This window comes from Pseudomonas sp. HAR-UPW-AIA-41 (genome assembly GCF_002304225.1).
GTDB lineage: Bacteria > Pseudomonadota > Gammaproteobacteria > Pseudomonadales > Pseudomonadaceae > Aquipseudomonas.
The window spans coordinates 39,290-66,144 of sequence record NZ_NSLB01000002.1 but is presented as its reverse complement, the minus strand read 5'-3'; the positions used below and the strand labels follow the sequence as shown (position 1 = coordinate 66,144).

30 protein-coding genes and 1 tRNA gene are annotated in these 26,855 nt (G+C 55.7%); 1 reads left to right on the top strand and 30 read right to left on the bottom strand.

The window, feature by feature from the left end:
• Positions 1 to 4: 4 nt before the first annotated feature.
• The 7 genes from CK486_RS04600 to CK486_RS04570 form a co-directional block, all read right to left on the bottom strand.
• A complete protein-coding gene (locus CK486_RS04600) occupies positions 5 to 2,728 on the bottom strand; it encodes a nitrate reductase (RefSeq protein WP_095939115.1) in 2,724 nt (907 codons plus the stop codon).
• Positions 2,729 to 2,828: 100 nt separating this feature from the next.
• Positions 2,829 to 3,155, bottom strand: a complete 327-nt coding sequence (gene nirD, locus CK486_RS04595) for a nitrite reductase small subunit NirD (protein ID WP_095939114.1) — start codon at positions 3,153 to 3,155, stop codon at positions 2,829 to 2,831.
• Positions 3,152 to 5,608 (bottom strand): nitrite reductase large subunit NirB, encoded by a 2,457-nt coding sequence (gene nirB, locus CK486_RS04590; RefSeq protein ID WP_095939113.1) that lies wholly within the window; start codon positions 5,606 to 5,608, stop codon positions 3,152 to 3,154. Before nirB ends, nirD begins: the two co-directional genes overlap by 4 nt.
• 274 nt (positions 5,609 to 5,882) lie before the next feature.
• On the bottom strand, positions 5,883 to 7,553 hold the full coding sequence (locus CK486_RS04585) for a bifunctional protein-serine/threonine kinase/phosphatase (protein WP_095939112.1): 1,671 nt from the start codon (positions 7,551 to 7,553) through the stop codon (positions 5,883 to 5,885).
• Positions 7,554 to 7,623: 70 nt separating this feature from the next.
• Positions 7,624 to 8,835 carry a nitrate/nitrite transporter gene (locus CK486_RS04580; RefSeq protein WP_095939111.1) on the bottom strand — a complete coding sequence of 404 codons (1,212 nt, stop codon included), beginning with the start codon at positions 8,833 to 8,835 and terminating at the stop codon, positions 7,624 to 7,626.
• A 412-nt stretch (positions 8,836 to 9,247) separates the two neighbouring features.
• Positions 9,248 to 9,688 carry a thioesterase family protein gene (locus tag CK486_RS04575; RefSeq protein WP_095939110.1) on the bottom strand — a complete coding sequence of 147 codons (441 nt, stop codon included), beginning with the start codon at positions 9,686 to 9,688 and terminating at the stop codon, positions 9,248 to 9,250.
• A 105-nt stretch (positions 9,689 to 9,793) separates the two neighbouring features.
• Positions 9,794 to 10,483, bottom strand: a complete 690-nt coding sequence (locus CK486_RS04570; protein ID WP_095939109.1) for a crotonase/enoyl-CoA hydratase family protein — start codon at positions 10,481 to 10,483, stop codon at positions 9,794 to 9,796.
• A gap of 224 nt (positions 10,484 to 10,707) precedes the next feature.
• Here CK486_RS04570 and CK486_RS04565 point away from each other — a divergent pair.
• Positions 10,708 to 10,797: transfer RNA gene (locus CK486_RS04565), tRNA-Ser, on the top strand.
• Positions 10,798 to 10,975: 178 nt separating this feature from the next.
• Here the strand turns inward: CK486_RS04565 and CK486_RS04560 are convergent.
• From CK486_RS04560 to CK486_RS04490, 23 genes are all read right to left on the bottom strand, one after another.
• The gene (locus tag CK486_RS04560) at positions 10,976 to 11,737 is read right to left on the bottom strand and encodes a hypothetical protein (protein ID WP_095939108.1); all 762 of its coding nucleotides are present in this window, start codon (positions 11,735 to 11,737) and stop codon (positions 10,976 to 10,978) included.
• Positions 11,738 to 11,821: 84 nt separating this feature from the next.
• Positions 11,822 to 12,355 carry a hypothetical protein gene (locus CK486_RS04555; protein WP_095939107.1) on the bottom strand — a complete coding sequence of 178 codons (534 nt, stop codon included), beginning with the start codon at positions 12,353 to 12,355 and terminating at the stop codon, positions 11,822 to 11,824.
• A gap of 106 nt (positions 12,356 to 12,461) precedes the next feature.
• Positions 12,462 to 13,322, bottom strand: coding sequence for an FRG domain-containing protein (locus CK486_RS04550; protein WP_095939106.1), 861 nt, complete (start codon positions 13,320 to 13,322; stop codon positions 12,462 to 12,464).
• Between the two features lie 141 nt (positions 13,323 to 13,463).
• A complete protein-coding gene (gene rpsU, locus CK486_RS04545; RefSeq protein ID WP_256574364.1) occupies positions 13,464 to 13,742 on the bottom strand; it encodes a 30S ribosomal protein S21 in 279 nt (92 codons plus the stop codon).
• 104 nt (positions 13,743 to 13,846) lie between these two features.
• Positions 13,847 to 14,707, bottom strand: coding sequence for a restriction endonuclease (locus tag CK486_RS04540; protein ID WP_095939104.1), 861 nt, complete (start codon positions 14,705 to 14,707; stop codon positions 13,847 to 13,849).
• Positions 14,708 to 14,830: 123 nt separating this feature from the next.
• Positions 14,831 to 15,379: a hypothetical protein gene (locus tag CK486_RS04535; protein ID WP_095939103.1), complete on the bottom strand. Its 549-nt coding sequence runs from the start codon at positions 15,377 to 15,379 to the stop codon at positions 14,831 to 14,833.
• Between the two features lie 89 nt (positions 15,380 to 15,468).
• Complete coding sequence (locus tag CK486_RS17930; RefSeq protein WP_141248884.1) at positions 15,469 to 16,236, bottom strand: hypothetical protein; 768 nt, start codon at positions 16,234 to 16,236, stop codon at positions 15,469 to 15,471.
• A 563-nt stretch (positions 16,237 to 16,799) separates the two neighbouring features.
• Positions 16,800 to 17,129: a hypothetical protein gene (locus CK486_RS18040; RefSeq protein ID WP_176481650.1), complete on the bottom strand. Its 330-nt coding sequence runs from the start codon at positions 17,127 to 17,129 to the stop codon at positions 16,800 to 16,802.
• Positions 17,130 to 17,235: 106 nt separating this feature from the next.
• A complete protein-coding gene (locus tag CK486_RS18035; RefSeq protein ID WP_176481649.1) occupies positions 17,236 to 17,538 on the bottom strand; it encodes a hypothetical protein in 303 nt (100 codons plus the stop codon).
• Positions 17,539 to 17,647: 109 nt separating this feature from the next.
• The gene (locus CK486_RS17920; protein WP_141248882.1) at positions 17,648 to 17,974 is read right to left on the bottom strand and encodes a hypothetical protein; all 327 of its coding nucleotides are present in this window, start codon (positions 17,972 to 17,974) and stop codon (positions 17,648 to 17,650) included.
• Positions 17,975 to 18,075: 101 nt separating this feature from the next.
• Positions 18,076 to 18,309, bottom strand: a complete 234-nt coding sequence (locus tag CK486_RS04520) for a hypothetical protein (protein ID WP_095939100.1) — start codon at positions 18,307 to 18,309, stop codon at positions 18,076 to 18,078.
• A 96-nt stretch (positions 18,310 to 18,405) separates the two neighbouring features.
• Positions 18,406 to 18,735 (bottom strand): hypothetical protein, encoded by a 330-nt coding sequence (locus CK486_RS17915; RefSeq protein ID WP_141248881.1) that lies wholly within the window; start codon positions 18,733 to 18,735, stop codon positions 18,406 to 18,408.
• A gap of 84 nt (positions 18,736 to 18,819) precedes the next feature.
• On the bottom strand, positions 18,820 to 19,284 hold the full coding sequence (locus CK486_RS17910) for a hypothetical protein (protein ID WP_141248880.1): 465 nt from the start codon (positions 19,282 to 19,284) through the stop codon (positions 18,820 to 18,822).
• Between the two features lie 90 nt (positions 19,285 to 19,374).
• Positions 19,375 to 19,851, bottom strand: a complete 477-nt coding sequence (locus CK486_RS17905) for a hypothetical protein (RefSeq protein ID WP_141248879.1) — start codon at positions 19,849 to 19,851, stop codon at positions 19,375 to 19,377.
• A 91-nt stretch (positions 19,852 to 19,942) separates the two neighbouring features.
• On the bottom strand, positions 19,943 to 20,155 hold the full coding sequence (locus CK486_RS18030) for a hypothetical protein (protein WP_176481648.1): 213 nt from the start codon (positions 20,153 to 20,155) through the stop codon (positions 19,943 to 19,945).
• A gap of 99 nt (positions 20,156 to 20,254) precedes the next feature.
• Positions 20,255 to 20,596, bottom strand: a complete 342-nt coding sequence (locus tag CK486_RS17895) for a hypothetical protein (protein WP_141248877.1) — start codon at positions 20,594 to 20,596, stop codon at positions 20,255 to 20,257.
• Between the two features lie 866 nt (positions 20,597 to 21,462).
• Complete coding sequence (locus CK486_RS04510) at positions 21,463 to 21,825, bottom strand: ankyrin repeat domain-containing protein (RefSeq protein ID WP_095939098.1); 363 nt, start codon at positions 21,823 to 21,825, stop codon at positions 21,463 to 21,465.
• A 103-nt stretch (positions 21,826 to 21,928) separates the two neighbouring features.
• On the bottom strand, positions 21,929 to 22,354 hold the full coding sequence (locus CK486_RS17885) for a hypothetical protein (protein WP_141248875.1): 426 nt from the start codon (positions 22,352 to 22,354) through the stop codon (positions 21,929 to 21,931).
• Positions 22,355 to 22,821: 467 nt separating this feature from the next.
• A complete protein-coding gene (locus CK486_RS04505; protein WP_095939097.1) occupies positions 22,822 to 23,052 on the bottom strand; it encodes a hypothetical protein in 231 nt (76 codons plus the stop codon).
• Positions 23,053 to 23,150: 98 nt separating this feature from the next.
• Positions 23,151 to 23,606, bottom strand: a complete 456-nt coding sequence (locus CK486_RS17880; RefSeq protein WP_141248874.1) for a hypothetical protein — start codon at positions 23,604 to 23,606, stop codon at positions 23,151 to 23,153.
• 88 nt (positions 23,607 to 23,694) lie between these two features.
• Entirely contained in the window at positions 23,695 to 23,928 is a 234-nt protein-coding gene (locus CK486_RS04500) for a hypothetical protein (protein ID WP_095939096.1), read from the bottom strand.
• Between the two features lie 300 nt (positions 23,929 to 24,228).
• A complete protein-coding gene (locus CK486_RS04495; RefSeq protein WP_095939095.1) occupies positions 24,229 to 25,131 on the bottom strand; it encodes an EamA family transporter in 903 nt (300 codons plus the stop codon).
• A gap of 9 nt (positions 25,132 to 25,140) precedes the next feature.
• Entirely contained in the window at positions 25,141 to 26,835 is a 1,695-nt protein-coding gene (locus CK486_RS04490) for a putative 2-aminoethylphosphonate ABC transporter permease subunit (protein ID WP_095939604.1), read from the bottom strand.
• Positions 26,836 to 26,855: the final 20 nt, after the last annotated feature.

The following is a 26,855-nucleotide window of genomic DNA, read 5'->3' as shown; positions in this document are numbered from 1 at the left end:
CTCCTCAGGCATTGACGGCCACTGACTGTGTGGCCAGCAGACGTTTGATTTCCGGTACGCACGAGCCGCAGCTGGTGCCACATTTGAGTTCGTTTTTCAGACCATCCAGGTCCAGGCCGCGGGCGATACCGGCGCAGATGGCCTGTTCGCTGACGTTCAGGCAGTTGCACAGAGTCTTTTGTGGTTTCTGTTGGTTGGTTGCCCCAGGGGGAGTTGCCATCGGGGCCAACAACCAGCGGCGCAGATCAGCATCCGCTTTGCCCTCCAGCCACAGGCTTTTCAACCAGTCGCGGGCCATGGTTTCGCCGGCCAGTCGCAGTGATGTGATGCGACCATCCTCGATGCGTACGCGCTTGCCTACGGTCCGGCGTGGGTCGTCATAGGACAGCACCGGGCCATGGTCGAGATCGAGTAGGGCGTCGATCTGTGCTAGCAGATCGGGGGGCGGTGCAACCGCGCTGGCAGCTCGGATCTGCAGTGCGGGGCGTTCACGCCCCGTGGGTGTGAGGCTGGTGAATGCGAAATCATTGAACAGCGGCCGCAACTGGCTGAGACGATGTTGCACATCTCCTTCGACCAGAGCGAACAGTTGCCAGGGCAGGTCTACCTTACTCACCTCGATGGTGCTGAGCTTCAGCTCGGGCTGCTTGGACAGCGGGTCGAATGCTGGTTGGGTTAGCACGTTGCTGCCCAGACCCTTGAGAAAACGATCGCCCCAGTGCATTGGCAACCAAGCCTGGCCAGACCGAATACTGGCATCGGCCACGACCGGCAGAATCAGGCTGCCACGGCGGCTACGTGCGGCGACCAGATCACCGCTGTTTAGCTGACGCCGACGCATTTCATCCGGGTGCAGGCTGAGTTGGGCTTCCGGGGCATGACTGAAAAGGCGTGCGGCCGTACCGGTTCGGCTCATGCCATGCCATTGATCACGAAGGCGGCCAGTCAGCAAACTCAGCGGGTAACGGGCTTCCCGCTTGTCGCGAGGTGCCTGGTAGGCGTCGGCGACGAATTGGGCGCGGCCGCTCTCGGTGGGGAATTGGCCATCACTGTAAAGACGTGAACGGCCACTGCGTGCGCCTGTTGGGAATGGCCACTGTTGCGGGCCATCAGTATCGAGGATGCCGTAGGACAGGCCTGACAGATCGAGATCGCGCTCGCGAGTCAGTTGTTTGTACTCGTCGAACAGGCTTTCGGCGCTGTCGAAGTCGAACAGGCTGGGCAGGCCGGGGCGCAGATGGCGTTCCAGGCGGCGGGCGAAATCACAGGTGATCGCCCAGTCCGGCCGCGCCTCTGCGGGCGCTGGCACGGCGCGGCGCACATGGGTGATGCGCCGCTCGGAGTTGGTCACGCTGCCTTCCTTCTCGCCCCAGCTTGCAGCGGGTAGGAGCAGGTCGGCATAGGCACAGGTTTCGGTGGTGGCGAAGGCTTCCTGAACCACCACGAAGGGGCAGTTGCGCAGCGCTTCGTGCACCTTGCTCTGGTCGGGCAGGGACTGCGCAGGGTTGCTGCAGGCGATCCACAGAGCCTTGACCTGGCCGCTGCGCACCGCGTCGAACAATTCCACGGCGGTCAGGCCGCTGCTCTCCGGCAGGCTGTTAACCCCCCAGTAGCCGGCGACTTCGGCGCGGTGCCCGGCATTGCCGGCTTCGCGGTGGCCGGGCAGCAGGTTGCTCAGGCTGCCGGTTTCACGGCCGCCCATGGCATTGGGCTGGCCGGTGAGGGAGAAGGGGCCTGCGCCGGGCTTGCCGATCTGTCCGGTGGCCAGATGCAGGTTGATCAGGGCGCTGTTCTTGGCCGAGCCTGCGCTGGACTGGTTCAGGCCCATGCACCACAGCGAGAGGAAGCTCGGCGCCTTGCCGATCAGATCGGCGGCTTGCAGCAGGTCGGCCTGGCTGATGCCGCAGATATCGGCCACGGCGGCCGGGGTGTAGTCGCGAACCAGCGTCTTGAGGGCGTCGAAGCCTTCGGTGTGGGCGTCGATGTAGCGGCGGTCGATCCAGCCTTCCCACAGCAGCAGGTGCAGGATGCCGTGAAACAGCGCAACGTCGGTGCCCGGCAGGATCGCCAGGTGCAGGTCGGCCAGATCGCAGGTGTCGGTGCGACGTGGGTCGACCACGATGACCTTCATCTCGGGGCGGCGCGCCTTGGCTTCTTCCAGGCGGCGGAACAGCACCGGGTGGGCGTAGGCCATGTTGGAGCCTGCGATCAGCAGGCAGTCACTGAGCTCGATGTCCTCGTAGTTGCACGGCGGTGCATCGGCGCCCAGGCTGCGCTTGTAGCCGACCACGGCAGAACTCATACACAGGCGCGAGTTGCTGTCGATATTGTTGGTACCGACCAGCGCCCGTGCCAGCTTGTTGAAGGCGTAGTAGTCCTCGGTCAGCAACTGGCCGGAGATGTAGAAGGCCACGCTGTCCGGGCCATGTTCGCGAATGGTCTCGGCAAACACGCTGGCGGCATGGTCGAGCGCGCTGTCCCAGTCGGTGCGTGCACGGGCCAGTTGTTTGCCAAGGCGTAGTTCGGGGTAGAGCGCACGGGCATCGAGGTCGCCGGTCAGGTGCAGGGTCGAGCCCTTGCTGCACAGCTTGCCGTAGTTGGCCGGATGTTCAGGGTCACCACAGACTCCGAGAATCCTAGCGCCGTCATGTTCAATCAAAACGCCACAACCTACGCCGCAATAGCAGCAGGTCGACGCTGTGACTTGAGTCGTGGCTGGGGTTGTCATGGCCCGCTTCCTGTCGAAGACCGCCACCTCACATCGCTTCGGATTGCGGGTGGCGCTTACATAAATCGGGAGTGCAGCAGCACTGCACGCCCTGGCCGCGTTACGCGCAGTCGCTGAGGGTCTTGAGGGCCAGCAGCACGCGGCCGCCTTCCACCTTTACCGGGTACTTGTGCGAGCAGCCGACGTCAGGTGCCAGCGCTTCGCCGCTTTCCAGATCGATCTGCCAGTTGTGCAGCGGGCAGGCCACACGCTTGCCATAGATCAGCCCCTGGGACAGCGGCCCGCCCTTGTGCGGGCAGCGGTCGTCGAGCGCGAATACCTCATCAGCGGAAGTCCTGAAAAGCGCGATGTCGCCTTTAGGCCCGCTGACAATTCGGGAGCCCAATACATTGATCTCTTCCAGGGCACAGATATCCAGCCAGTTCATACAGCGGCCTCCTCGACGGCAACAACCGGAATGCGGTCGAATTCTTTCTTCAGCACCGGGGTTTCGATGCGTTCTTTCCACGGGTCCTGCTCGAACGACAGGGCGTATTGCAGGCGGGCAGCCAGGGCCTTGCGGTTGGCTTCGTCTTCCAGCACGGCCTTCTTGATGTGGTCCATGCCGACGCGCTGCATGTAGTGCACGGTGCGCTCCAGGTAGAAGGCTTCCTCGCGGTACAGCTGGAGGAAGGCGGCGTTGTATTCGCGTACTTCCTCGGCGGTTTTCACCTTGACGAAGAACTCAGCCACCTCGGTCTTGATGCCGCCGTTACCGCCGATGTACATCTCGAAGCCCGAGTCCACGCCGATGATGCCGACGTCCTTGATGCCGGCCTCGGCGCAGTTGCGCGGGCAGCCGGAGACGGCCAGCTTGACCTTGTGCGGCGACCACATGTTGAACAGGTCGTGCTCTAGGTCGATGCCCAACTGGGTGGAGTTCTGCGTGCCGAAGCGGCAGAACTCGCTGCCCACGCAGGTCTTCACGGTACGGATGGACTTGCCGTAGGCGTGTCCGGAAGGCATGTCCAGATCCTTCCACACGCCCGGCAGGTCTTCCTTCTTGATGCCCAGCAGGTCGATACGCTGGCCACCGGTAACCTTGACCATCGGCACGTTGTACTTGTCGGCCACGTCGGCAATGCGGCGCAGCTCGGACGGGTTGGTCACGCCGCCCCACATGCGCGGCACCACCGAGTAGGTGCCGTCCTTCTGGATGTTGGCGTGGGCGCGTTCGTTGATCAGGCGCGACTGCGGGTCGTCCTTGGCCTCGCCCGGCCAGGTGGAAATCAGGTAGTAGTTCAGCGCCGGGCGGCAGGTGGCGCAGCCATCCGGGCTGGTCCAGCCAAGCTCGCTCATGGTCTGCCTGAGGTTGGTCAGGTGCTTCTCGCGGATCAGCTTGCGCACCTGACCGTGGTTCAGCTCGGTGCAGCCGCACACGGCTTTTTCGCTCTTCGGCTTCACATCGGCGGCGCCGCCGACGGTGCTGATCAGGATCTGCTCGACCAGACCGGCACAGGAGCCGCAGGAGCTGGCCGCCTTAGTGTGCTTTTTCACGTCATCGACGCTGAACAGGCCGTTCTCCTGAATGGCCTTGACGATGGTGCCCTTGCACACGCCGTTGCAACCGCAGACTTCCATGCTGTCGGGCATGTTGGCGGCGCTGCTCTGGCCCTGGTGGCCGACGTCGCCAAGGGCGCTTTCACCGAACATCAGGTGGTCGCGGATCTCGCTGATGTTGGCGTTTTCCTTGATCTGCCGGAAATACCAGCCGCCATCGGCGGTGTCGCCATACAGGCAGCCACCGACCAGGATGTCGTTCTTGATCACCAGCTTCTTGTACACGCCGCCGATGGGGTCGGAGAGGGTGATGGTCTCGGTGCCTTCGCCGCCCATGAAGTCACCGGCGGAGAACAGATCGATGCCGGTGACCTTGAGCTTGGTCGAGGTGACCGAGCCCTGATAGCGGGCGAAGCCGAGCTGGGCCAGGTGGTTGGCGCAGACCTTGGCCTGCTCGAACAGCGGAGCGACCAGACCGTAGGCGATGCCGCGGTGGTTGGCGCACTCGCCGATGGAGTACACGCGCGGGTCGTAGGTCTGCATGGTGTCGTTGACCAGGATGCCGCGGTTGCACGGAATACCGGCTTTCTCCGCCAGTTCGGTATTGGGGCGGATACCGGCGGCCATCACCACCAGGTCGGCGGGGATCACGTCGCCATCCTTGAACTGCACGGCGCATACGCGGCCATCGCCGTTGTCCATCAGCTCGTCGGTCACGGTGTTCAGGCGGAACTTGATGCCACGCGCTTCCAGCGCGCTCTGCAGCAGCTTGCCGGCGGTCTTGTCCAGCTGGCGTTCCAGCAGCCAGTCGGCCAGGTGCACCACGGTCACGTCCATGCCGCGCATCTTCAGGCCGTTGGCCGCTTCCAGACCGAGCAGGCCGCCACCGATGACCACTGCGTGGCTGTGGGTCTTGGCGGTGGCCATCATCATTTCGGTGTCGGCGATATCGCGGTAGCCGATCACGCCCTCGAGCTTGTTGCCCGGTACCGGCAGGATGAAGGGATTGGAGCCGGTGGCGATGAGCAGGCGGTCGTATTCGGCGCTGCTGCCGTCATCGGCGATGACCACGCGCTTGCGCCGGTCGATATCCACGACCTTGCGTCCCAGACGCAGGTCGATGCCGTTGTCCTGGTACCAGGCGAGGTCGTTGAGGACGATTTCCTCGAAGGTCTGCTCGCCGGCCAGCACCGGCGAGAGCAGGATGCGGTTGTAGTTCGGATGCGGCTCGGCACCGAAAACGGTGATGTCATACAGGTCGGGGGCGAGCTTGAGCAGCTCTTCCAGGGTGCGTACCCCGGCCATCCCGTTACCGACCATCACCAGCTTGAGCTTCTTCATGGGTTTTCTCCAATCACCTGTGCCGAGTTTTTCCGGGAAACAAAAAAGGCGTCCCGCAGTTATGCGAGGACGCCTTTGTCCTGATCCCGTTCAGCCGGGCCGCCCGTCTTTCACCGTTGAAAGACCGTGCGCTATGTGTGTTGCTGGTCATTAAGCAGATGGCGTGCCAAGTTGTCGTGTGCCGCGCCATTGCTGGGCTTGTTCAGTGCCGCGTGGCACCTTGCGGAGGTAAGTTGCACTCGATTGAGGCTTTGCGCACCAGGCTGGTGCTGCTTCAGCCCTTGAGCAGAACGATCACCAGCAGCAGATTAAGCAGCAGCGAGCCCAGGGCCAGGGTGCGCCAGACCTTCAGCGGTTCGCGCTCCAGCAGCGGTCGGGGACGCAGCGACAGGGGCTGGCGCTCGGCCTGCTCAAGCTGCAGCAGCCATTGCTCGGCGGTCTCGAAGCGTTGGGCAGGGTCGCTGGCCACCGCGCAGTTCAGCAGCTCTTCCAGCCAGGTCGGCACATCCGGCCGGTAGCGACTGAGTGGCGTGGGCTGGCCGAAACGCGGGTGCTGGAAAGGTTCTATCTCGCCGTAGGGGTAGTGGCCACAGAGCAACCGGTACAGGGTTACGCCGGCGGCATAGAGGTCCTGACGGGCGTCGGGCGCGGCACCCTGGAAACTCTCCGGTGCCAGATAGCTGGGGGTGCCGGGCAGCTGGTGGTCGTGGTCGCTGCTCAGCCCCGGGCAGTAGGCCAGACCGAAGTCGAGCAGGCGCAGCTCACCGTCGCAGCCCAGATGCAGGTTTTCCGGCTTGATATCGCGGTGCAGGATGTTGCGCCGGTGTAGCATGCCGAGTCCGCGCAGCAGGCGGCTGGCCAGCTGCTGCCATTGCCCCAGTGGCAGCGGGCCGTTCTGTTTGAGCAGCTCTGCCAGGGTCTGCCCGGCATATTCGCGCTGCACGTAATACAGGTGCTGGCGCTGCGGCAGGGCATGCAGCTCGGGGAAATGCCGGCCGGCCACGCGGCGCAGGAACCATTCCTCCAGCAGCAGGCTTTGTGCGGCATCCGGCTCGTCGGCGCGGCTGGCGGGGAGGGTTTTCAGCAGCCAGGGCTGGCCCTGTTCGTCACGGACCTTGTAGAGCAGCGACTGGCGCGATTCGGCCAGCACGCCCTCGATCTGCCAGCCCTCGAACGACTGACCCGCTCGCAGGCGTGGTGGCAGCGGCCAGTCGCGCAGGTGGGCCAGGGTGTCGCCGAGGTTGTTCTCCGGCAGGCTGTCGACGCGCACCATCAGGGCGCTGGCGTTGTCCTGGCTGCCGGCCAGGTGCGCGGCGTGCACCAGAGCGTTGACCGCAGCCTGCGGCTCGGGCTCGTCGCGCAGGATGCCACGGATACGGTCGTCGCCCAGTGCGGCCCAGACGCCATCGCTGAGTAGCAGGAAGAGTTCGCCGGCCTGCAGCTCGCCTTCGCTGTAATCCACCACCAGATGCTGGTCCAGCCCCATGGCGCGCTTGAGCACATGCTGCATGCCCGGTTGTTCCCAGACGTGGTCTTCGCTGAGCAGTTCCAGGCTGCCGTGGTTAAATCGGTAGGCACGGCAGTCGCCAACATGCGCCAGGGTATAGCGCCGCCCGCGCAGAACCAGGGCGGTGAGGGTGGTCAGCAGCGGCTGGCCGCCGCCATTGGCCTGCAGCCAGCGGTTCTGCGCCACCAGCAGGCGATCCAGGGCCTGGGCCACCGGCCAGGTTTCCGGCGTGGCGTAGTAGTCCAGAGCCAGTGCCTGCAGGGTGGCGCGGGCTGCCAGGCCACCGTCGGCGCATTGGCTGACGCCGTCGGCCAGAGCGAACAGACTGCCCTTGCTGACCGCCAGCGCCGGCGCCGGGGTGACTGCCCGCAGGGCATCCTGATTTTCGCTGCGCGGGCCGATGGCGCTGGCTTGGGCAAAGGTCAGTTGCAGGCTCATGGGGGTTCCGTTCAATGGACAAAGCCCGGCAGGGCCGGGCTTTGTGGGTGGGTGGGAGCTTAACCCGGTATCAGACGCGTGCGGCAGTCATGGCTGCGCTGCCCCAGGTGGTGCGCCAGCGGCTCTTGACGCTGAGCAGGCCGACCCAGGCCAGCAGGCCGAGGCTGGCGAACAGCCACAGGCCCAACTGGTAGTCGCCGGTGGACTGCTTGATCGCGCCCAGGCCAGCGGCCAGGCAGAAGCCGCCGATGCCGCCGGCCATGCCGATCAGACCGGTCATTACACCGATCTCGCGATGGAAGCGCTGTGGCACCAACTGGAACACCGAGCCGTTGCCCGCGCCCAGGCAGAGCATGGCAACTACGAACAGGCCCAGAGCGGCGGTGGCACTGGAGAGATTAAGGCCGACCACGGCGATCGACAGCGAAGCCACGGTGTACATCACCAGCAGGGCACGGATGCCGCCGATACGGTCGGCCAGGGCACCGCCCAGCGGGCGCATCAGGCTGCCGGCGAAGACGCAGGCGGCGGTGTAGTAACCGGCCTTGACCGCGTCGAAGCCGTACTGGTCGTGGAAGTAGCCGGGCAGGGCGCTGGCCAGACCGAGGAAGCCGCCGAAGGTGACGCTGTAGAAGAACATGAACCACCAGCTGTCCTGATCGCCCAGGGCTTTCAGGTAGTCGGCCAGAGCTTTGGGCGCCGGGCGGGTGGGGGCGTTCTTGGCTACGCCAGCGAAGATCAGCAGGGTCAGTACCAGCGGAATCAGCGCCAGACCGAACACATTGTTCCAGCCGAAGGCTGCGGCCAGGCCCGGGGCGAACAGGGCGGCCAGCACAGTGCCGGAGTTCCCGGCACCGGCGATGCCCATGGCCTTGCCCTGGTGCTGCGGCGGATACCACTGGGAAGCCAACGGCAGGGCGACGGCAAAGGAGGCGCCGGCGAAGCCCAGGAACAGACCCAGCAACAGTGCCTGCTCATAACTGTGGATGCCATGCAGCCAGGCTACGGCCAGCGCGGCGATGACCACCACCTGACCGAACAGGCCGGCAGTCTTCGGTGAAGTACGGTCGGCGAGGATGCCGAGGAGGAAGCGCAGCACGGCGCCAGCGAGGATCGGCGTGGCGACCATCAGCGAGCGCTGCTGGGTAGACAGCTGCAGGTCTGCCGCAATCTGAACGCCCAGCGGGCCGAGCACGTACCAGACCATGAAGCTCAGGTCGAAGTAGAGAAAGGCGGCGAACAGCGTCGGTGCGTGGCCGGCTTTCCAGAAACTTGTATTCATCTCTCACCTCAATCGGCAGTGATTAAAAGAGCCCCCGCCAGCCGGCACAGCGTGGAAGGCCGGCGGCGAGGGAAGCAGTGGGCTTATGGCCCGCCGCGGATGGCCAAGGCCATCAAGGAGCAAAGAGTCAAACGCGCCGCTGGATCACAGTCGGCATGCCGGCCCCGACAACGGAGCAGAAACGAAAAAGGCGCCGCCTCAACGCGGTACCTGACCGACCGGTTGAATGCGACGCCTTTGCCGTATGGGGCAACCATCATTGGCTGCCGTCAAAAGGGCTTTAGCAAGTGCCGGGCCAACTTTGCCAATATACTCCCTAGCACTGTTCTGGGGCTTTTTGTGGCCTGAGCAGACCCAGGCTGGCTGCAATCTGGAGCGTTGTGCTGCTCGTGCGCGCGTTCTTGGTGCGCAATTACAGCCGATTGGCCTGAGGAAACTTGATGCTGAACGACTCGGCCATCGGCACGACCCTGGAGGCACGGTAGTCAAAGAACACGAAGCCGGATTTGGCCAGTGCGATCAGCCTGCCGTCAGCGGGGCGGGTGATGCGGAAGATGATGTCGCCGCCGTACTTGTTCAGGTCCATTACCCCGACCTCAAACAGCAACTGGTCGCGGGCGTGGGCTTCGGCCTTATAGGTGGTGGCGAGGTCGGTGACGATGATGCCGATGCCATCCTCGCTGGTTTCTTCCACGCCCATTTCGAACAGAAAGCGCGCCCGCGCTTCGGAAATCATCGAGATCATCGAATCGTTGGCCAGGTGGTTGGCAGCGTTGATGTCGGTGATACGCACGGTGAGATGGGTCTGGTAGCAAAACAGCTCATCGGCAAAGTGCAGGTCTAGGCGGGCCATGGCAAACCTCGGGTGATCTAAGCGGAGGCGCAGTGTACTGCGGCGGGCTAACGGTCAGGCAATAAAAAGCCCGGCGCTGGGCCGGGCTTTCGGGGCCGCTTGGGCTTAGCCCAGGTGCTGCTTGTCCAGCTCGATGGCAGCATCCAGGGTTTCCAGGAAGGCCTTGCGGGTTTTCAGCTTGGTGTTCTTGTGCGCGGTCATGTTGACCTTCTTCATCTGCGTGGCCATGGCCTTGGCCGCGTTCATCAGCTCATCGGGCGCCACAACCGCATCCAGGAAGCCGGCTTCCAGCGCTTGCTGCGGGTTGAACATTTCGCCGTTGATTACCGAACGGTTGAAGAAGTTCTTGCGCAGACGGTCACGGGCCAGTTCGATGCCGACGTGGTGCATGGTCATGCCGATTAGCACTTCATTGAGGCCGATGTTGAACGGGCCTTCGACGCCGACGCGGTAGTCGGCAGAGAGCAGAATGAAGGCGCCCTTGGCCACGGCATGGCCGGAGCAGGCCACGATGATCGGGTAGGGGTGCGACAGCATGCGGCGCGCCAGCGTGGAACCGGCAGCCACCAGATTGATGGCGTTCTGCGGGCCTGAGGTCATTACCTTGAGGTCGTAGCCACCGGAGAGAATGCCCGGCTGGCCGGTGATGATGACGATGGCGCGATCGGCTTCGGCCTGGTCCAGGGCGGCATTGAAGGAGGCGATCACGTCCGGGGAAATGGCGTTGACCTTGCCGTTGCTGATAGTCAGGGTGGCAATGCCGTCTTCGAGTTGATAGCTGATCAGGTCGCTCATATCTGTGTTCCTAGGTTGCGGCCGATGCCGAAAGGTCGGCAGACCTTACTCAGCCTGATGGCGGAGGACAAGCCTTGAGGCTGACCAGCTGGTCGCGTGAACAGCTGTACACGACCCCGCGCTGGCAGGGTAAGCACATGAAAAAACTGCAAAAAGAGGTTGCCAAGGGCGGACTGTTCGGATAATTTAGCGCGCCTCGGCGGGGTGCAAGCCCAGCGAGATCCGGTGAAGTGTCCGAGCGGTTGAAGGAGCACGCCTGGAAAGTGTGTATACGGGAAACCGTATCAAGGGTTCGAATCCCTTCTTCACCGCCAGACCTTAGAAAAAGCCCAGCCTAGCGCTGGGCTTTTTCGTTTCCGGGTTTTGGTGGCGTGGCGAGTCGCAAGGCGCCTTCATCAGCCCCTGAATGAGGTGGTTTTCATAAGTGGCCTGACGTTGTACATGAGGCGCTAGCCCCTTGGGCGTCCCTCTCGATGGAAGGTTTAGCCGTCTTCACGTGAACTGCCCGAGAGTCTTGGTTCGGTCTGGATGCGTGACGCAGCCGAAGAGGTAGAACGTTCCCCTGTGGAAGGCCTTCTTGCTAATGAGCGTGCCGGGCAGTTGCAGGACGAGATGCATTCTTTTTCGGCACTCATCGCAAGTCTGGTGCTCAGGATCCTGGACCCATGCCGGACTAGTACCGATGCGAGCTTGATCGATGGGGTCGAACTCGAAGCTCGCCCTGCCGACGCACAAGAGGTAGCACAGCAGTTCGGTTGGGTACTCAGGGCATGCGGTGCTCAAAGCCACAGACAACTCTTCACTGCTGGCAACGTACCGTTCTGGTGAGAACGTGTTTCTTTGTTTGGTCAAACTCTTCGTTTCATGGCGAGGGACTTGCACCGGGCGATACACATGACCCAAGAGAGAAGGCTCGAAGGCTGTGGCCTCAACGAACTGGAGTTCGACTGTGTTGGATACCGTGGCCTCGACGACTCTCCCGGCCCAGGGAAACTGTGACAGTTCCTTTGGAATTGGTACAAGGCACCTTGTTTCGGTGGTCGTCTTGTTTGTGCGAGCCAAGACATAGCCGTTGGCGGCGGTAGTACCGGTTTGCTCGACAAGCGAATAGATGCACTCGAGTTGCTCTGGTGTAAGCGTTGCAGCGCAACGCGCAACGAACAGCCGTTTGCGATTGAAGCGCACAAGAACCACCGCCAAAGCCAATGCGGCAGTCGAAGCGGCGATTATTCCAAACGCTGCAAGTGGTGACATGAGATGGCTACCGTTTGGTTAAGGGGCGGGCTTTAGCCGGTCCCGAGTGAGCGAAGCGAACGGCTTGAACCAATTGTTATGCGCTTATTGCTGGTTTTTACGAACCTCAGCAATTACGGCATGGCCTGCATGAAAAAGCTCTGAGAGCTTTTCGCGCCCTTCGCCGAGGTCAACTTCTTTTGCTGAGTATGAGCGAATGCCGCTATTGGTTAGAAAGTAGAAGGTAGTCAGACCGTCTGGTGGTAGCGGCTGTGCTGTTGAAGGCTTAGCCACATACACATAGCGGTTAGCCAGGCCAATGAAGGAGCCTGCTGGCTGCCTGACGCTTTCATGCTCACCAGCACCGATAATTCCGCCGCCTGTACTGAAGTAGATACTGACGGTTCCGTCGGCCAGAACCACCAAAGTGAATGCTCCGCTGTCATAGCCCGTTTCCATTAGGACGCCCCACACCTCATGCGGGAACGTTGCTGCGGAAATACCAATGTCGCTTGGCTTCAGCGAAAGGGCCATCTGTCGAAGGCTGGCAACCATTTCTGCTTCAGATTTCTCGACTTCCTTGGCCATCGATCCAGATCCCATTATCAGCATTGAAATGAACAGAAGAATTCCGCGCATATGTCTCCTAAGCGCCTAATGTTTGACGTGAGGAGCCGCCGTAGCGGCGAAGCCGCGAAGGGAACCCACAAGCGCAGCTTGTGGGCGGTCCCTCTCGACGGAATGGTTATGCGTTTTTGTATCTTTCTTTGAGGTAGTCTGCAGTCGTATCCATTTCCGGATAAATCTTATCCCTTGAAAACCCCAGTAACTCAAGTTGCTCCCTGAGTTTTTGTTTGTTTTCGACCGCGAATCTGATTGGCTCAAACTCCTCTTTCTTGTAATTGGCAAGCTTCTTCTTTGTTTCGTCGATTCCAAATAAAAGGAAAGCGCCGTCTTGTTTTATTATTCTTCTGTTGTTAAGAAGTGGCTTTACACACCATATTGACTGAAGGTGATCTTTCTCTATGGCGTGAGAAAAATACGGTTTTTCGTCTTTTATTTCGTGCAATAAATATTGGATGTGAGCGTGGTCGTTAAATCTTTTTATCCATTTCTTCTTTTCTTCGCCCTCGGATATTTTTCTAGATATTTTGCTGACATCCAGTTCGCCATAAGGCCTTCTTGCAACATTTGCAACTACGCTCACCGTATCTGAGTCGTAATACTTAACGAATTTGTCTGGTATTGAAAAAACTATAAAATCACCAGCCTCTGCATCAGTTTCTTTGTCAGACTCGACTGCAAAAAACAATGCGACCAATGGATTTGTTGTTATATCCAGAAGGCGAGTTGGCAATCCATAGTGTTGCATTTTTGTGAGTATTTCAAAGGTCGACCTCTGTCCTTTGAACTCATCGGGGTTTCTTATTATGAATTCTTTAAAAAGTACATCTTCGTTTTTTAAGTAGCCATTTCTATCAATTGATGGCTTAACGGTATCGTACCTTTTCTTTTGTCCTCTAAAATACAAGCTATGGCCTGATTTCTTTGTTGCAGATATCAGGTCTAGCAGAGAAGAGAGGCTGTCTATTTTAGTCGCACTCATCAAATTTATCTTTTTGTCGTGAAGGGCTGTGTGTTTGGTGCATAACGATTAAGCTAACGGGCGGCCAAAAGCGCAGCTTTTGGACGTCCAGCGAACGAAGTGAGCGATAGTTGAGCGCATTGTTAGGAAACAATTGCACGACTAGCGCCCTGCGGCTGAGCTGCCATTTTTAGAGAATTGCTCTTTAAGTCCAATTTTCAACCACAACCTACCACCTGACTGTATTGAAAGCTCTTTCATCTTCTTTGCCTTGCGCTTCAATGCTGATGGCTTCTCGTAATAACCGAATCTTCGCTTGTGCCAGCGGCGATCCGTTTCATGCTTTACCTTTTTATTGAGCTTGCGCAGCGCAACCTCAATTGGCTCTCCAGCTTCTACGTTGACTGTCACTGTCATTGCTTGCGTTTTAGGGACTGACACCTGTCCATCTTTGGTTTCTAACGATTAAGCTAACAGGCGAGCAAAGGCGCAGCTTTTGCGAGTCCAGTGAGCGAAGCGAACGGTGTTGAGCGCATTGTTATATTTTACTTCCAATCTTTAATGATTCTGTCCTTAAAGATTGCCGTTGAGGAACCCTTATGAAGATACTCAATTACGCCGACCAACTCTTTTGAGAAGTCAATATTGATGGGGTTGATGATTGGTTTTTGCCGGAAAAAATCAACCTCATATGAAAGCATTTTTAGTCTTAGCCCATTGTTGAGGAAGTACGCTTCTTGAAAGGTCTCTGTGTGGCTTAAATCGCCGTATTCTCCATTGGCTTTTGAATCTAGTCTATATGCCAAGTCATATAGTGAATAAGTGTCATTATTTGCAACGTCTTCAATGAATATTTCATTATTCATGCCGGACGAAATTAATTTAGTGCTTGGGTCTAGATTTGTATTTTCTTTTGCCCAATTTCCGTCTATGCGAGGTCGAAAGTTTGTTATTCTTGGGCAGGGCAGAATCTGCATTTCAATGTTAATTTCTCTAACTAATGGATTTCCGTCCTTGTCTTCCCAGTCGTCGTCGCGTTGCTTGCGAACAATTAGAAGGTCTATGCGGTTAGCTTTTGCCTTTGCCTCTGCGCCACTTTGGTAGCCGGTTTTGGTGGCAAATACTGGCTTTAAGTCTGGTATGTCGCGTGTTTTTCCAATAAGGGCATCAATTTTTTCAATTGAGACGCGCGAGGCGTAATCTTTGCATTCAATTACTGTTTTGTACGTGACGCCAGCCAGCTCGTACTCCCAGTACAGGTCGAATTCGCGCTCAATTCCGAAATTATCAATTATTTTCTTATTTGCCTCGATTTCAATGTTCTTTTGCTCGGAGAATTTCTCTGAATCCAAAAGTGCTTGCTGGAGGTCTTTTACGAATTTTTCGTAATCTTTTCCATCAGACATTGCATGATATCTCTGCGAATATAAAGATTAAGCTAACGGGCAGACAAAAGCGTAGCTTTTGGCTGTCCAGCGAACGAAGTGAGCGATAGTTGAGCGCATTGTTATGTGCCATTACTTGGTAGCTTAAAAATGGCCATTGGTAGAGCTAGCAATATTTCCGTGAGCGTACTTCTCTACGAGATATGTGCGTGACCTTACATCTAACTCAACGAATGCGCCAATGAGATACCCGCAAACATGCTCTGGGTGAGCGATACCATCTGCTGACCAAACATCGTCGTAGCTGGCCTTAGTCATCGCCCGAAGTCTGTTCCTATCGTCCTCTTTTTCGTGATTCGGTCGTGTGGATTTCTTAACCTCAAAGGCAATGAGATTATCCTCTGCCACAAGCTCACCTCTTGAGTGAAGTATGAGGTCGCAGTTGATGGTTACTATAACGTGCTGATGGTCAAGAATTGTTTTAACGCGACCATCTTGTTTTCTGTTGTACTCGGTGTCTGCGTAATATCTTTCTAGAGCAAACTCCGGAAGCAAATTATTGAGATGGATAGCTAAGCGCCCGCAGAGATTTCTCTCGTTAGTGCCCAGGGCAATATTATCTGACTCCGCACGGAAGAATACTTCGAGAGCTTTATCTAACAATTGCTCTACTTTGCCAGGATCAATAGGCATCGTGATTTTCCCTTTTGGCACATAACGTTTGGTTAAGGGGCGGGCTTTAGCCCGTCCCAGCGAGCGGAGCGAGCGATTTGAACCACTTGTTAGGCGCTTGCTACGCGAGCGTGCCCAATAGGTAAAATTAAATTCTGCCAATCTTCTTTTCTGTACTCTCTCAGGCCTTGGGGCTCAACCTTCTCGAAGGCGTTTATTAACTGACAGAATTTTATACAGTAGTCTCTTACTTGATCTCCCATTCCCGTGATGAGCTGGCTGGGTACGTTGCCGAAGCCGGGGATTGTGAAGGTGCATATTGCGCTGAGGGATTGGCAAACCCTCATGAACTCGGAGTTTAGTAGGTTATCCACTGCAGCGAACAACTCTTGATCTAGATTGTCTCCAGATGCGGCCAGCATTAAGTGGAGAGAGCTGGATAGCTGTATAAACGAGTCTTCTATATATTTATAGTATGGAGTGGTGCCCATTGAGTTTGCTGGTGAGGGTGCATAAATATTTAGTGCGGCAAATGTTTCTTCGTAGCGAGCGCCGAGAAATGAATTTATATCTTTGAACTCTGCTGGTTCTGCGCCAGCGTAAGCGCTTCTGTAGCAGTCAAGCAAAACCCTGTAATGTTGTCGTAGTGTGATTTTTTGATTTGAAATTGCTCGACGCTGTTTGTCTTTTCGAAGCTTTTCTTGCTGCCTTTCAATTAATAGATCATATGCATATATGAGCACAACTGACGTCACGATACCGGAGCCGATATTTAGAAGGACGGAAGAAAACCATGCTGACTTATCAAAGAGCCAAGACAGAAAGGTAAGTAGGACTCCAATGCCCGCAAGTAATTTCAGGGTTTGTAGGTTCTTCATAACTGTTTCTGCCTAACGTTTAGGTTAAGGGGCGGGCTCTGTCCGTCCCAGAGAGCGCGGCGAACGATTTGAACCGCTTGTTAGGCGACGGCACCATTAGTGATAAATTTTTATAGCTGCTTGTTGATCGCAAATTAATAAACATAGCAGCTATTAACTTCATTCGTTTCGTATCGCCAAGACTTAATTATGCCGGGTTCGGAAACTAAAACGGAGTACTTACATGCTCTCTCCCATGTAATGTAGTAGCGCTTGTCGTTTCCCTGAGGAATAACTTTGTCAAATTCTTCATTTTTATTTGATGGTGACCAGTAAGAGTCACCACAACCACTGTGGCAATCTTGATATATGTGACCGTTGAATTTTGTACCGACCATAGCGTCAAGGCCACGACTCCATACACCGTGAGATGGCGCGCAACCCATTAGGATGATTATAAAAATAGAGCAGAATAAATTTTTAATTTTGGTAACGCCTAACGATTAAGCTAACGGGCGGCCAAAAGCGCAGCTTTTGGCTGTCCAGCGAACGGAGTGAGCGATAATTGAGCGCATTGTTAGACGTTAGTTGTACTGGGCTTCCAGCTCTTTGATAAGAAGTTCGGCACCTGTATATGGGGTGCTTAAAGGGTTTTTCTGACAATAGTTATCCATCCAGACGGCAATTGCCTTATAGTCTGCGCCACCAAATACACCGTCAGGATTTGTTCCAGAATAAACATACGCGTTGTAAGCGCTCAAGAAGCCTTGGATCCAATGCAGTGTGGCGTGATATGTATTTTCTCGCCGCTCTTCTACCCACTCACCACAGCTTCCGGCTCCTGCCCCTTTAATTGGAGCAGCATTTGATATGAGCGAAAGTGTTATTAGAATCAAAGTTAAGACAAGCCGCATGGAGTTTTCCTCTAATGTTTAACGTTTGGTTAAGGGGCGGGCTTTAGCCCGTCCCAGTGAGCGAAGCGAGCGATTTGAACCACTTGTTAGATGCATGGCACGAGCCTCAATCGCTTACGCACTTTATCTCAGCTTTGAGTATGTATGCTTTGCTGAAGAAAGGCATGATTCTGTCAATGGTTCTTGTTACATAGCTTAGCTCTGTGCCAAGAAGCTCCTCTCGCAACGCAATAAGCTCATGAACAATAATATTCGATTTTTCTGGTGGAATCCTGGGGGAGTTATAGAGTTCTGCCAAAAGCCAGCCTAGGCATAGGTATTTCGGATTTTCGTTAACAGGAACGAATAGCGACTCTTCATGCGTTTCTATGCATGCTTTCTCGCTACCGTGATACATGTCGAATGCCATGATGGTTCCGTGATTTTTGAAACTGCATCTAACGATTAAGCTAACGGGCAGACAAAAGCGCAGCTTTTGGCTGTCCAGCGAACGAAGTGAGCGATAGTTGAGCACATTGTTATGTGCCTTTTGCGAGGCCAAAGGAATAAGCTTCAAGAGGAAAATCGGTTCCGTCCTCATGAACTAGCCTTCCGCCTTTTTCGATAAAGCCTTGCAGTAAATTCAAAGCAAGGCTTGTCGCTAGGCAGAGTGCTTGCAATGAGCCACTTCCGTGAGCGTTATGCAGCCGTTTGTATAGCGGCTTAAGTGACACTGGGCATGCCCACTCATCAATGTCTTCTTGGCCTTCAACTGGGAACGGCTTGCCGATTTCGGCAATGATATCGATCCGCTCTCCATCAGGAGTTATTCCAATAACCTTCAGGCTTGCAATGAGCTCTTTCATGTGTGTTTGCACATAACGATTAAGCTAACGGGCGGCCAAAAGCGTAGCTTTTGGACGTCCCGCGAACGAAGTGAGCGGTAGTTGAGCGCATTGTTATGTGCCTATTCCTCGTATTCAATGAAGTCCCAAGGAATCTCTTTCTTGAATATCTGAATGGATTCCTCCATTAGCTCAAGTGAAATTGATTCTTTGAATACTGTTACTGTCCGAGTTCTGTCCGTATCGTCCCTAAAAATTTCAACGACCAGTTCGTCGTTTCTGTAGATTTCAACACCGATCCCATCTCGAGGATTTACATCGCTTGCGACTACAACTCTGTCTTTGGGGAGCGACATAGACCTTCCTTTGGCACATAACGTTTGGTTAAGGGGCGGGCTTTAGCCCGTCCCAGCGAGCGGAGCGAGCGATTTGAACCAGTTGTTAGGCCGTATTCATTCATACTTGAATTTAACGTTTGCGGGGCCGCCGTTCTTAACGGAAATAGTAAACGCGCTCCACTTGCCACCTGTGTGTGAATGCATTACTTCATGAAGTTTGGCGACGAGATCTGTAAGCTTGCCACCTTCGTCATTGAGGTAATCACTGAAAATTATTCCGTTGTCTGTATATGAAAATTTAGATCCAACTGACCAGCTGCCATCATCTTCACAATCGTATTCAAAAGTGCAGGTTGCCTCTTCAAACTCTGAGGGGGCGCTGTCATAGAGATACTCTGAAATTTTAGAAAGAATATCAGTCTGGACATCAATGGGGTTCGACATGTGTGAGGCCTAACGTTTGGTTAAGGGGCGGCAAAAGCGTAGCTTTTGAACGTCCCGAGTGAGCGAAGCGAGCGGCTTGAACCACTAGTTAGAGGCATGGCGCTCACTGAGAGTGGTGTATATGGAATAGATGACGGCGTATTTGAATTCTTCTTTTGAAAGCCCGCCTAGCTCGTTAGCCGTAACCTTGCTCAATGCTTTTGTGGTGAGGTTGGACGTTGCTAGATTTTTTGCGAAATCTGCAAGCTCGCGTTCTTCAAGGCTGCCAACTTTGGGCTTGATGATTAGAGGTATTCCGAAGATTGGGCGTGCGTAAAAGGACGGGAACACTTCGCGCGGTGTGTCTAGGCTGCCTTCAATTCCGAAGTAAAATTGATTACCAGCGGCATCTTCAATCTCAATTGTGACTGAGCCACCATCAGAAGAGGCAAATGCATTAACTGACCTCAGAGGAAGAACAAGGTTAGGCAGAGTGTGAGCAAAGGCGTATAGACTTGCTACAGCTACTATGACCGCGATTAGCGGTAAGGCCAGCCACTTAATTTTCACGCTTTGCCTCTAACGATTAAGCTAACGGGCAGACAAAAGCGAAGCTTTTGGCTGTCCAGCGAACGGAGTGAGCGACAGTTGAGCGCATTGTTAGGGGAGGCTGTACTGGTCGCAGTTTTCAGATTTATTTAGCGAGCCTCCTATGGAGGCTCTTGCGCCGCAAAAGCTATGGCATGAATTTACAGTGGTTATCGAAACTCTGTTTTCAGTAAAGCCAAAATGGATCTCGCAGATTTTATTGCTCTGGGAAATTCCATGCAGCTCCCACGCCCTAGGCCAATATTCCTTTTCGTCTTTGAATACAAAGGTTCCGTCAGCTTGTTTGAAGGCAAAACCTGGTAATCCGCAAGTATGGAAATTTGCACCGTATTGCTTAAGCTCAAATTCAATTTTTTCTTTTTCGATATTTATAATTTTTAAGAAAGATGTTGCCTCGCCCCACGTCTCTTCAGTCGCGCTGAAGTCTTGCAGTCTATCTGTTATGGTGTAGCACTTGCTGGGCGCTGCATAAGATGTGGTGCAGGCAAATAAAAATATAAATCCGGGTGCTATTGTTGTGATTCTCATATGCAACCCCTAACGATTAAGCTAAGGGGCCGGCTTTAGCCGGTCCCAGCGAACGGAGTGAGCGCTTTGAGCGCATTGTTAGAAGGCAGCTTCACAGTAGATAACCGCTCTTTATCCATGAAGCAACCACGACCTTGACCGTGTCAACAACTGTGTCCCAGTTATTTGGATTGAGGCCGTGTGATTCAATACCGTTAAGTGCGGCGACTGCTAAGCGCTGAGCACGTTCTTCGGGCACATGAAAGTGTCGCTGAATTAGCGCGGTAGTTTTGTGCTCGATTTCTGGCGTGTAGTACGCAGCCATGGTGCCTTCTAACGATTAAGCTAACGGGCGGCCAAAAGCGCAGCTTTTGGACGTCCAGCGAACGAAGTGAGCGGCAGTTGAGCGCATTGTTAGGCAGCCTCACGGTGCTATGCGTGCGTTGTCTGAAACTGCAAATGCTACCCAGTCGGTAGAACTGCAAATGCTTGTGAGTTGCTGCATAAAATAATTTTCAGCTTGATTGCTCCAAGATGGACCAAAATGTAGCGTTAAGTGTGCTGACTCAACAGGGCCGCCAGATAGCGAAATTTCGACTGAGTAATTAGCGCCAGAAACGAACCCGTCTTCTAGGCAGCCTGGGAATATTGAGTTGAACTTTTCTGCAACTGCATCAGCGCTGCCAAGTGGTGTGGTTTCTTCAACTTCGGTTAGATCAGTTATTGAAGAATCCGCTGGTTTGATGACGATGATGTCGAAGCTCATTTTGATTGCCTAACGATTAAGCTAACGGGCGGCCAAAAGCGCAGCTTTTGGACGTCCAGCGAACGAAGTGAGCGATAGTTGAGCGCATTGTTGTGCGTGCACTCAGCACCCAACAGATTTTAGCGCCGCAGAGGACGCGTAAGACAAGATTAGAAGAACTAGTGCGATAGCGCCTAGCATCCTTAGCTTACTAGAACTCTCGTCGAACATGCTTTTATAAAATGGCCACCAAAAGAAGAAAGTTGGAAGGCTGGATGAGATTAGATGCTTCTTGTCGGTAGGAACGCTGAAAAGCGCTGCTAAGCCCATGCCGACGTATAGAAGGCCTAGCAGTGCTCCTATGTAGAATGCGACCGAAGATGCTTCCATGACTTTCTTCCAGAACTAAATACGACGATTCAATAAAGTGACGCACAACGTTTGGTTAAGGGGCGGCCGTAAGCGCAGCTTACGGACGTCCAAGTGAGCGAAGCGAGCGACATTGAACCAATAGTTAGACGCTGTGGCCAGGTTGCACGCAATGGTACTGAGCGGCTCGGATTGAAGCCGAGACGTGCGCAGCAGGTTGGCAACAAGCTTGAAGCCGATTGCCCGTCGGGCGTTGCCGGGTGAACTGTAAAAGCAATGCCGGCACAAGACTGCTGCGGCTGACGAATGAAACGCCGGATGGCCGGGGGAAAGTGCGTGCCGCACGGGGCAGAACTTGCCCCAGCACGGAGTGGCTGAACTGATAGCGGATACATGCGCATTTCCATTGCTTGCACCAACCCAGAAATAACAGTGCTCTAACGATTAAGCTAACGGGCGGACAAAAGCGCAGCTTTTGGACGTCCAGCGAACGAAGTGAGCGGCAGTTGAGCGCATTGTTAGATACCACCACTCAGGATTTTGATTATTTCTTTCCGCTCCAATAAATCGGCTAACTCAAGGGGTGTGTGGCCGTTTGAGTCTTGCACGATTTCCGCGCCAAGCGATAGGAGCAGCGCTACTGCCTCAATGCGATTTTGCTCTGTTGCACAATGCAAAGGAGTAAAGCCTGTTTCTCCCCGTGCATTTATATCTGCGCCAGCTTCAATAAGAATTTTTATAGCTTCGCAGTCACCCCAGCAGCTGACAATGTGAAGCGGCGTATCTCCCCAGCCGCTCTTGTAGTTAACAGACGTAGCCTTGTGGCCGTAATAGTCCGGAACCGAATCGACTGCACGAAGTATTTCTTCAAGGCTGCGCATAAATTTCTTGTGGTTTCTAACGTTTGGTTAAGGGGCGGCCAAAAGCGTAGCTTTTGGACGTCCGAAGTGAGCGAAGCGAGCGACTTGAACCAGTTGTTATGCGCTACCACCATTCTGGAGCCTGTAACGAAGCAACAAACCCGGCATCAGTGATTTTAATCAGCAGATTATCATCCTTTACTAGGCCAATACCCTCATGGCCGATAGTTGCTACAGACCAAGAATTTTCACCGGGCTTATACATTGCCAGGCAATCGAAGTGTTGTTTAATTGCTGCTTTACTTGCACAGAATTCAATGATGCTGTTTTTTGTTGCTGATATTGTTTCTGTGCATTTTGGCTTGTGATCGTCCCCGTAGGTTGTAACAGGGATTAGGCTTTTGGGATTTGATGTTATGGAATGTCCGGAGTAGGTCGAGATTTTTGACTCAGGATATAGCCAGCCACAGAACGAATAATTTCCTATGCTCGCTAGAAATACGAGCAATTCCAACTGGCGATCAAAGTCCTTTTCGATAACGTAGATCATAACGTCCTAGTGTGCATAACGTTTGGTTAAGGGGCGGCCGTAAGCGCAGCTTACGGACGTCCAAGTGAGTGAAGCGAGCGACCTTGAACCAATAGTTAGACGCTGTGGCCAGGTTGAACGCAATGGTGCTGAGCGGCTCAGATTGAAGCCGAGACGTGCGCAGCAGGTTGGCAACGAACTTGAAGCCGATTGCCCGCCGGGCGTTGCCGGGTGAACTGTAGAAGCAATGCCGGCACAAGGCTGCTGCGGCTGACGAATGAAGCGCCGGATGGCCGGGGGAAAGTGCGAGCTGCACGGAGCAGAGCTTAACCCTGCACGGAGTGGCAGAACTGATAGCGGATACATGCGCATTTCCATTGCTTGCACCAACCCAGAAATAACAGTGCTCTAACGATTAAGCTAAGGGGCCGGCTTTAGCCGGTCCCAGTGAGCAAAGCGAACGATTTGAGCGCATTGTTATGCGCCAATTACACTGGATCACTAAAAGCCCATGGAATTTCTTTTTTGAAAATTTGAATGGATTCTTCCATGAGTTCCAGCGAGATTGACTCTTTAAATACAGTGATTGTGCGAGTTCTTTCTGTGTCGTCACGAAATAGCTCCATGATTAAGTCGTTGTCTCTGTAAATTTCGACACCAATACCATCCCGCGAGCTTACATCGCTTGCCACTACAACTCTGTCTTTTGGGGACGACATAGGCCTTCCTTTGGCACATAACGATTAAGCTAACGGGCGGCCAAAAGTGCAGCTTTTGGACGTCCAGCGAACGAAGTGAGCGACAGTTGAGCGCATTGTTAGGCCAACACACTAATGCTGCGTAGAAACATCGATTCCTTACCCTCAAGCTGGGCTTCCAGTCTTTCGACAATGTGAGGGTGGGCCCAGACAGCCATGCTTTCTAGACCTTTTACCTCATCGGGGGTGGCTGGTTTTTCGTTGCCCTCGCTGTAGATGCTTAACTTTCCAGTAATAGCATCCTTTTTGGCATAGAGCTGTGGGTTTATGCATGACGCAGGGATATCTGATTTTCCTACCTTTGCCCAGTTATAGCGATTTGGTGTGTCGTTAAATACAAGGACCCTAAATGCAACTGGAAGAGCAACGATTTCGTCTGCTTTCAGCTCTGTAGTGCAGGCGGCAAGAAAGAAGCGGGCAGTACCATCTGGTAACCATTGGCAGTACGCATGTGTCCCTTGTGTAGATAGGGGAAGAATCAGCAGGTCGCCTGGTTTCTTTGCTATGCGAGCCATATAGGGCCTAACGATTAAGCTAACGGGCGAGCAAAAGCGCAGCTTTTGCGAGTCCAGCGAACGAAGTGAGCGGCAGTTGAGCGCATTGTTATGCGCTGAACTGGCCCAAGACGGCCATTAATGAAATAGAGAACACGAGGATTCCTACGCAGCATACATAAGCTTCATTCTTTGATCCGCTTAGCCATTCGCGCATTGGATATTTCCCAAGCGTGGCAGCTTTTACAAAAGGCCAGCCAATCGCGTAGAAGAAGGTTCCTAGGAGTAGTTCGCTTACTACGTAGGCTAGGAAGCGGAGTATCGGGCTGAATAGTTCGTCCATGTGGCTCCAGCGTATAACTATAAGTAGACACCAAATGGTGCGTTTAAACGCACCATTGGTGGATAACGTTCTCTTGCTGCTGGAGGCTGTCCGCTCTATTGCGGGGAGGGTATGGCGTTTACGCCAGAATGCTATACACCAACCAGGCAAGTCCTTTTGCCAGCCGGAGCTAGCTTTTAGCCGAGGTTAGCCTGTGAACAAAGCTACAGGCAATCCATGGAAAGGTTGGTATCTGAAGTGTGCTGAAGCGGCGGCAACTGATATTCAGGGCTACTCCTTTGGGCCTGAAAGATCAGGCTTTCAGTTCAATACCACCAGCACCAGTCCGCTGATCACAATCCCCACCCCCACAATCTTGGGCAGGGTCAGGCGCTCGCCCAGCCAGAGGATGCCCAGCCCCACGCCGATGGGGATGCTGATCTGGCGGAACGCCACGACGTAGCTGACGTCACTGGCGAAAGCCATGGCCCAGACCACCAGGGCGTAGGTCAGCAGCATCATGATGCCGGTGAACAGGCTGCTGGCCAGCATTGGCGGCTGTCGTCGCCAGGCATGGCGCACGCCGGGCAGTAGCAGCGCCAGCCCCAGCCAGAGGGTGGCAGTGCCGGCCTGTAGCACTACGTAGAGCATGGCAACGCTGGCGCTGGAGGGCGTCAGGGGCAACTCGCGCATGGCGCGTGTGGCGATGTCGTCGATCAGTGAATAGCCGGCGGTTGCCGTGGCGGCCAGCAGGGCGAAGAGGGTGGCGGCGTTGCAGTAGTGACTGAGGCGCAGGTCGCGAAAGTGCTGCATCGGCAGAAAAAAGCAGCCGGCCACGATGAGCACTATGCCGAGCATGGCCGCCGTGCTGATGCGTGTATGGCTTTCCAGCAGCAGACTGCCGAGCAGCAGCAGGAGCAGGGGCGAGCTGCGGATCAGCGGGTAGAGCGCGGAGAGTTCACCGCGCCGGTAAGCTTCGGCCAGTCCCCACAGATAGAGCGCCTGGCACAGGCCCGTGGCTAGCAGCCAGCCCCAGATGGACACCGGCAGTGCCAACAGCAGGTCGCCGGTAAAGGGCAGCACCAGCGGTAAGCCGATGATGAAGCCCCACAGGCTGGCCAGCCAGAAGTAGCCGATGTTGGGATTGGCCTTTTTGCCGGCCAGATTCCAGGCCGCATGGGCGATGGCCGACAGCAACACCAGCAGCAGGGTGAAGGCGCTCATGGTTGCGTCTCAGCGCCCGCGCCAGTGTTGCTGGCGGCGCGCCAGCAGGGCAGAGAGCAATCCGTGCAGCAGTTTGGCTGCCGCACAGGTAAGCAGGATGCACACTGCCATGGCCGCAGCCCCGGCGGTTTGTCCGGCGTCGTCCAGATTCAGCACGCTGATGGCGGCCAGGCTGGTTTCCGGCCCGTAGAGGAAGACGACTGCCGAGACGGTGGTCATGGCGTTGACGAAGAAGTACAGCGCCACATCCAGTAGTGCCGGCAGGCTCAGTGGCAGGGTGACACGCAGCAGAATTTGTACGCGCGAAGCACGCAGTGACTCGCCCACCGCTTCGAATTCACCATCGAGTTGCTTGAAGGCGGTCACCAGATTCAGGTGCGGCACCGAGTAGAAATGCACCAGGGTGCACAGCACAAGAATCGTCATGCCGCCGTACAAACCGTTGAGCGGGTTCTCCGGGTGGTTGAAGAAAAAGATGTAGCCCAGCCCCAGCGTCATGCCCGGAACCGCAAGCGGTAGCAGGCTGCAGAGCTGGAACAGCCCGCGCAGAGCGCCGGGCTGCGGTGTGCGCTGGCTGAACCAGGCATTCACGAAGCACAGGGCGGTGCCGGCCAGCATGGTCAGGGCGGCCAGGCGCAGGGAGTTGAGGTAGCTGCCCCAGCCGTCGCCCAGCAGGCGGTCGAACTGGTAGCTGTTGAGGGTGAGGGTCAGGTTGTACGGCCAGTACTGCACCAGCGAGGCATACACCGCCATGGCGATGACCCCAAGGATGAACAGCACCGGCGCACTCAGCAGCAGCGCGCCCCAGCTATCGCGCAGGCGATTGGGTTTGGGCTGGTAGGGCACGGCACGGGCGGTGATGGTGGCGGCCTGTCGGCGCTGCACCCAGCGATCGGCAAGGAAGGCGAGAAGCGCGGGCAGCAACAGCAGAACACTGACCACGGCACCCATCTCGAAGCGCTGCTGGCCGATAACCTGCTTATAGATGTCGGTGGCCAGTACGTCGTAGCTGCCGCCGATGACCTTGGGCACACCGAAATCAGTGAACACCAGGGTGAAAACCACGAAGGCCGCGCTGACCAGCCCGTAGCGGGCATTGGGTAGCGTCACGCAGAGGAAGGTGCGCAGCGTCGAGGCGCGCAGTACCTCGGCGGCTTCATAGTGCCTGGCATCGGCCTGGGACAGTGCGGTGACAAGGATCATCAGGGCGTGGGGAAAGGTCCAGAAGCACGAGCCCATGACGATGCCCAGTGGGCCGTAGATGGAGTGCCCGGCCAGCCAGTGTTTCAGCACGCCCTGCTCACCGAACAGGTAGATCAGGCTCAGTGCCGGCAGCAGCGATGGCGCGAGGATCGGCAGCAGCAGTGCGGCGCGCAGCCAGCCACGCATTGGCAGGCGGGTGCGGGTCAGCGCCCAGGCGGCGGCGAATGCCAGTGAGACCACGATCAGCGTCGACAGGGTGGCTACCCACAGGGAGTTGCCGAGCGAGCGCTGCAGCGCGCCGCTGTTGAAGTAGTGGATGAAGTTGGCTAGGCCGACGAACTCACCCTGGGCATTCTCCAGGCTGCGCAGCAGCAGGCTTAACAGTGGGGCCGGGAGCAAAAGCAGCAGCAGGCTCAGGGTGATGCCGAAGCAAAGTCTGAGCAGCGGGCGTTCCCAGGAGGTTGCCTGGATAGGAGTACGGCGTAATACAGCAGCAAACATGGTGTTGGGTACCTGGGGCA

What these genes read in the sequence shown, in the direction of transcription:
- nirB (WP_095939113.1), bottom strand. Translation starts at nt 5,608, where the DNA reads ATGAAGAAGCTCAAGCTGGTGATGGTCGGTAACGGGATGGCCGGGGTA.
- CK486_RS04520 (WP_095939100.1), bottom strand. Translation starts at nt 18,309, where the DNA reads ATGTCGCTCCCCAAAGACAGAGTTGTAGTCGCAAGCGATGTAAATCCT.
- CK486_RS04580 (WP_095939111.1), bottom strand. Translation starts at nt 8,835, where the DNA reads ATGAATACAAGTTTCTGGAAAGCCGGCCACGCACCGACGCTGTTCGCC.
- CK486_RS18035 (WP_176481649.1), bottom strand. Translation starts at nt 17,538, where the DNA reads ATGGCATTCGACATGTATCACGGTAGCGAGAAAGCATGCATAGAAACG.
- CK486_RS04500 (WP_095939096.1), bottom strand. Translation starts at nt 23,928, where the DNA reads ATGGACGAACTATTCAGCCCGATACTCCGCTTCCTAGCCTACGTAGTA.
- CK486_RS04490 (WP_095939604.1), bottom strand. Translation starts at nt 26,835, where the DNA reads ATGTTTGCTGCTGTATTACGCCGTACTCCTATCCAGGCAACCTCCTGG.
- CK486_RS04575 (WP_095939110.1), bottom strand. Translation starts at nt 9,688, where the DNA reads ATGGCCCGCCTAGACCTGCACTTTGCCGATGAGCTGTTTTGCTACCAG.
- CK486_RS04560 (WP_095939108.1), bottom strand. Translation starts at nt 11,737, where the DNA reads ATGTCACCACTTGCAGCGTTTGGAATAATCGCCGCTTCGACTGCCGCA.
- CK486_RS04585 (WP_095939112.1), bottom strand. Translation starts at nt 7,553, where the DNA reads ATGAGCCTGCAACTGACCTTTGCCCAAGCCAGCGCCATCGGCCCGCGC.
- CK486_RS04510 (WP_095939098.1), bottom strand. Translation starts at nt 21,825, where the DNA reads ATGCGCAGCCTTGAAGAAATACTTCGTGCAGTCGATTCGGTTCCGGAC.
- CK486_RS04540 (WP_095939104.1), bottom strand. Translation starts at nt 14,707, where the DNA reads ATGTCTGATGGAAAAGATTACGAAAAATTCGTAAAAGACCTCCAGCAA.
- CK486_RS17885 (WP_141248875.1), bottom strand. Translation starts at nt 22,354, where the DNA reads ATGATCTACGTTATCGAAAAGGACTTTGATCGCCAGTTGGAATTGCTC.
- nirD (WP_095939114.1), bottom strand. Translation starts at nt 3,155, where the DNA reads ATGAACTGGCTGGATATCTGTGCCCTGGAAGAGATCAATGTATTGGGC.
- CK486_RS04600 (WP_095939115.1), bottom strand. Translation starts at nt 2,728, where the DNA reads ATGACAACCCCAGCCACGACTCAAGTCACAGCGTCGACCTGCTGCTAT.
- CK486_RS04495 (WP_095939095.1), bottom strand. Translation starts at nt 25,131, where the DNA reads ATGAGCGCCTTCACCCTGCTGCTGGTGTTGCTGTCGGCCATCGCCCAT.
- CK486_RS04505 (WP_095939097.1), bottom strand. Translation starts at nt 23,052, where the DNA reads ATGTCGTCCCCAAAAGACAGAGTTGTAGTGGCAAGCGATGTAAGCTCG.
- CK486_RS04550 (WP_095939106.1), bottom strand. Translation starts at nt 13,322, where the DNA reads ATGAGTGCGACTAAAATAGACAGCCTCTCTTCTCTGCTAGACCTGATA.
- CK486_RS04555 (WP_095939107.1), bottom strand. Translation starts at nt 12,355, where the DNA reads ATGCGCGGAATTCTTCTGTTCATTTCAATGCTGATAATGGGATCTGGA.
- CK486_RS04535 (WP_095939103.1), bottom strand. Translation starts at nt 15,379, where the DNA reads ATGCCTATTGATCCTGGCAAAGTAGAGCAATTGTTAGATAAAGCTCTC.
- CK486_RS18030 (WP_176481648.1), bottom strand. Translation starts at nt 20,155, where the DNA reads ATGGCTGCGTACTACACGCCAGAAATCGAGCACAAAACTACCGCGCTA.
- CK486_RS17930 (WP_141248884.1), bottom strand. Translation starts at nt 16,236, where the DNA reads ATGAAGAACCTACAAACCCTGAAATTACTTGCGGGCATTGGAGTCCTA.
- CK486_RS17915 (WP_141248881.1), bottom strand. Translation starts at nt 18,735, where the DNA reads ATGTCGAACCCCATTGATGTCCAGACTGATATTCTTTCTAAAATTTCA.
- CK486_RS04570 (WP_095939109.1), bottom strand. Translation starts at nt 10,483, where the DNA reads ATGAGCGACCTGATCAGCTATCAACTCGAAGACGGCATTGCCACCCTG.
- CK486_RS17920 (WP_141248882.1), bottom strand. Translation starts at nt 17,974, where the DNA reads ATGAAAGAGCTCATTGCAAGCCTGAAGGTTATTGGAATAACTCCTGAT.
- CK486_RS18040 (WP_176481650.1), bottom strand. Translation starts at nt 17,129, where the DNA reads ATGCGGCTTGTCTTAACTTTGATTCTAATAACACTTTCGCTCATATCA.
- CK486_RS17905 (WP_141248879.1), bottom strand. Translation starts at nt 19,851, where the DNA reads ATGAGAATCACAACAATAGCACCCGGATTTATATTTTTATTTGCCTGC.
- CK486_RS17880 (WP_141248874.1), bottom strand. Translation starts at nt 23,606, where the DNA reads ATGGCTCGCATAGCAAAGAAACCAGGCGACCTGCTGATTCTTCCCCTA.
- CK486_RS17895 (WP_141248877.1), bottom strand. Translation starts at nt 20,596, where the DNA reads ATGAGCTTCGACATCATCGTCATCAAACCAGCGGATTCTTCAATAACT.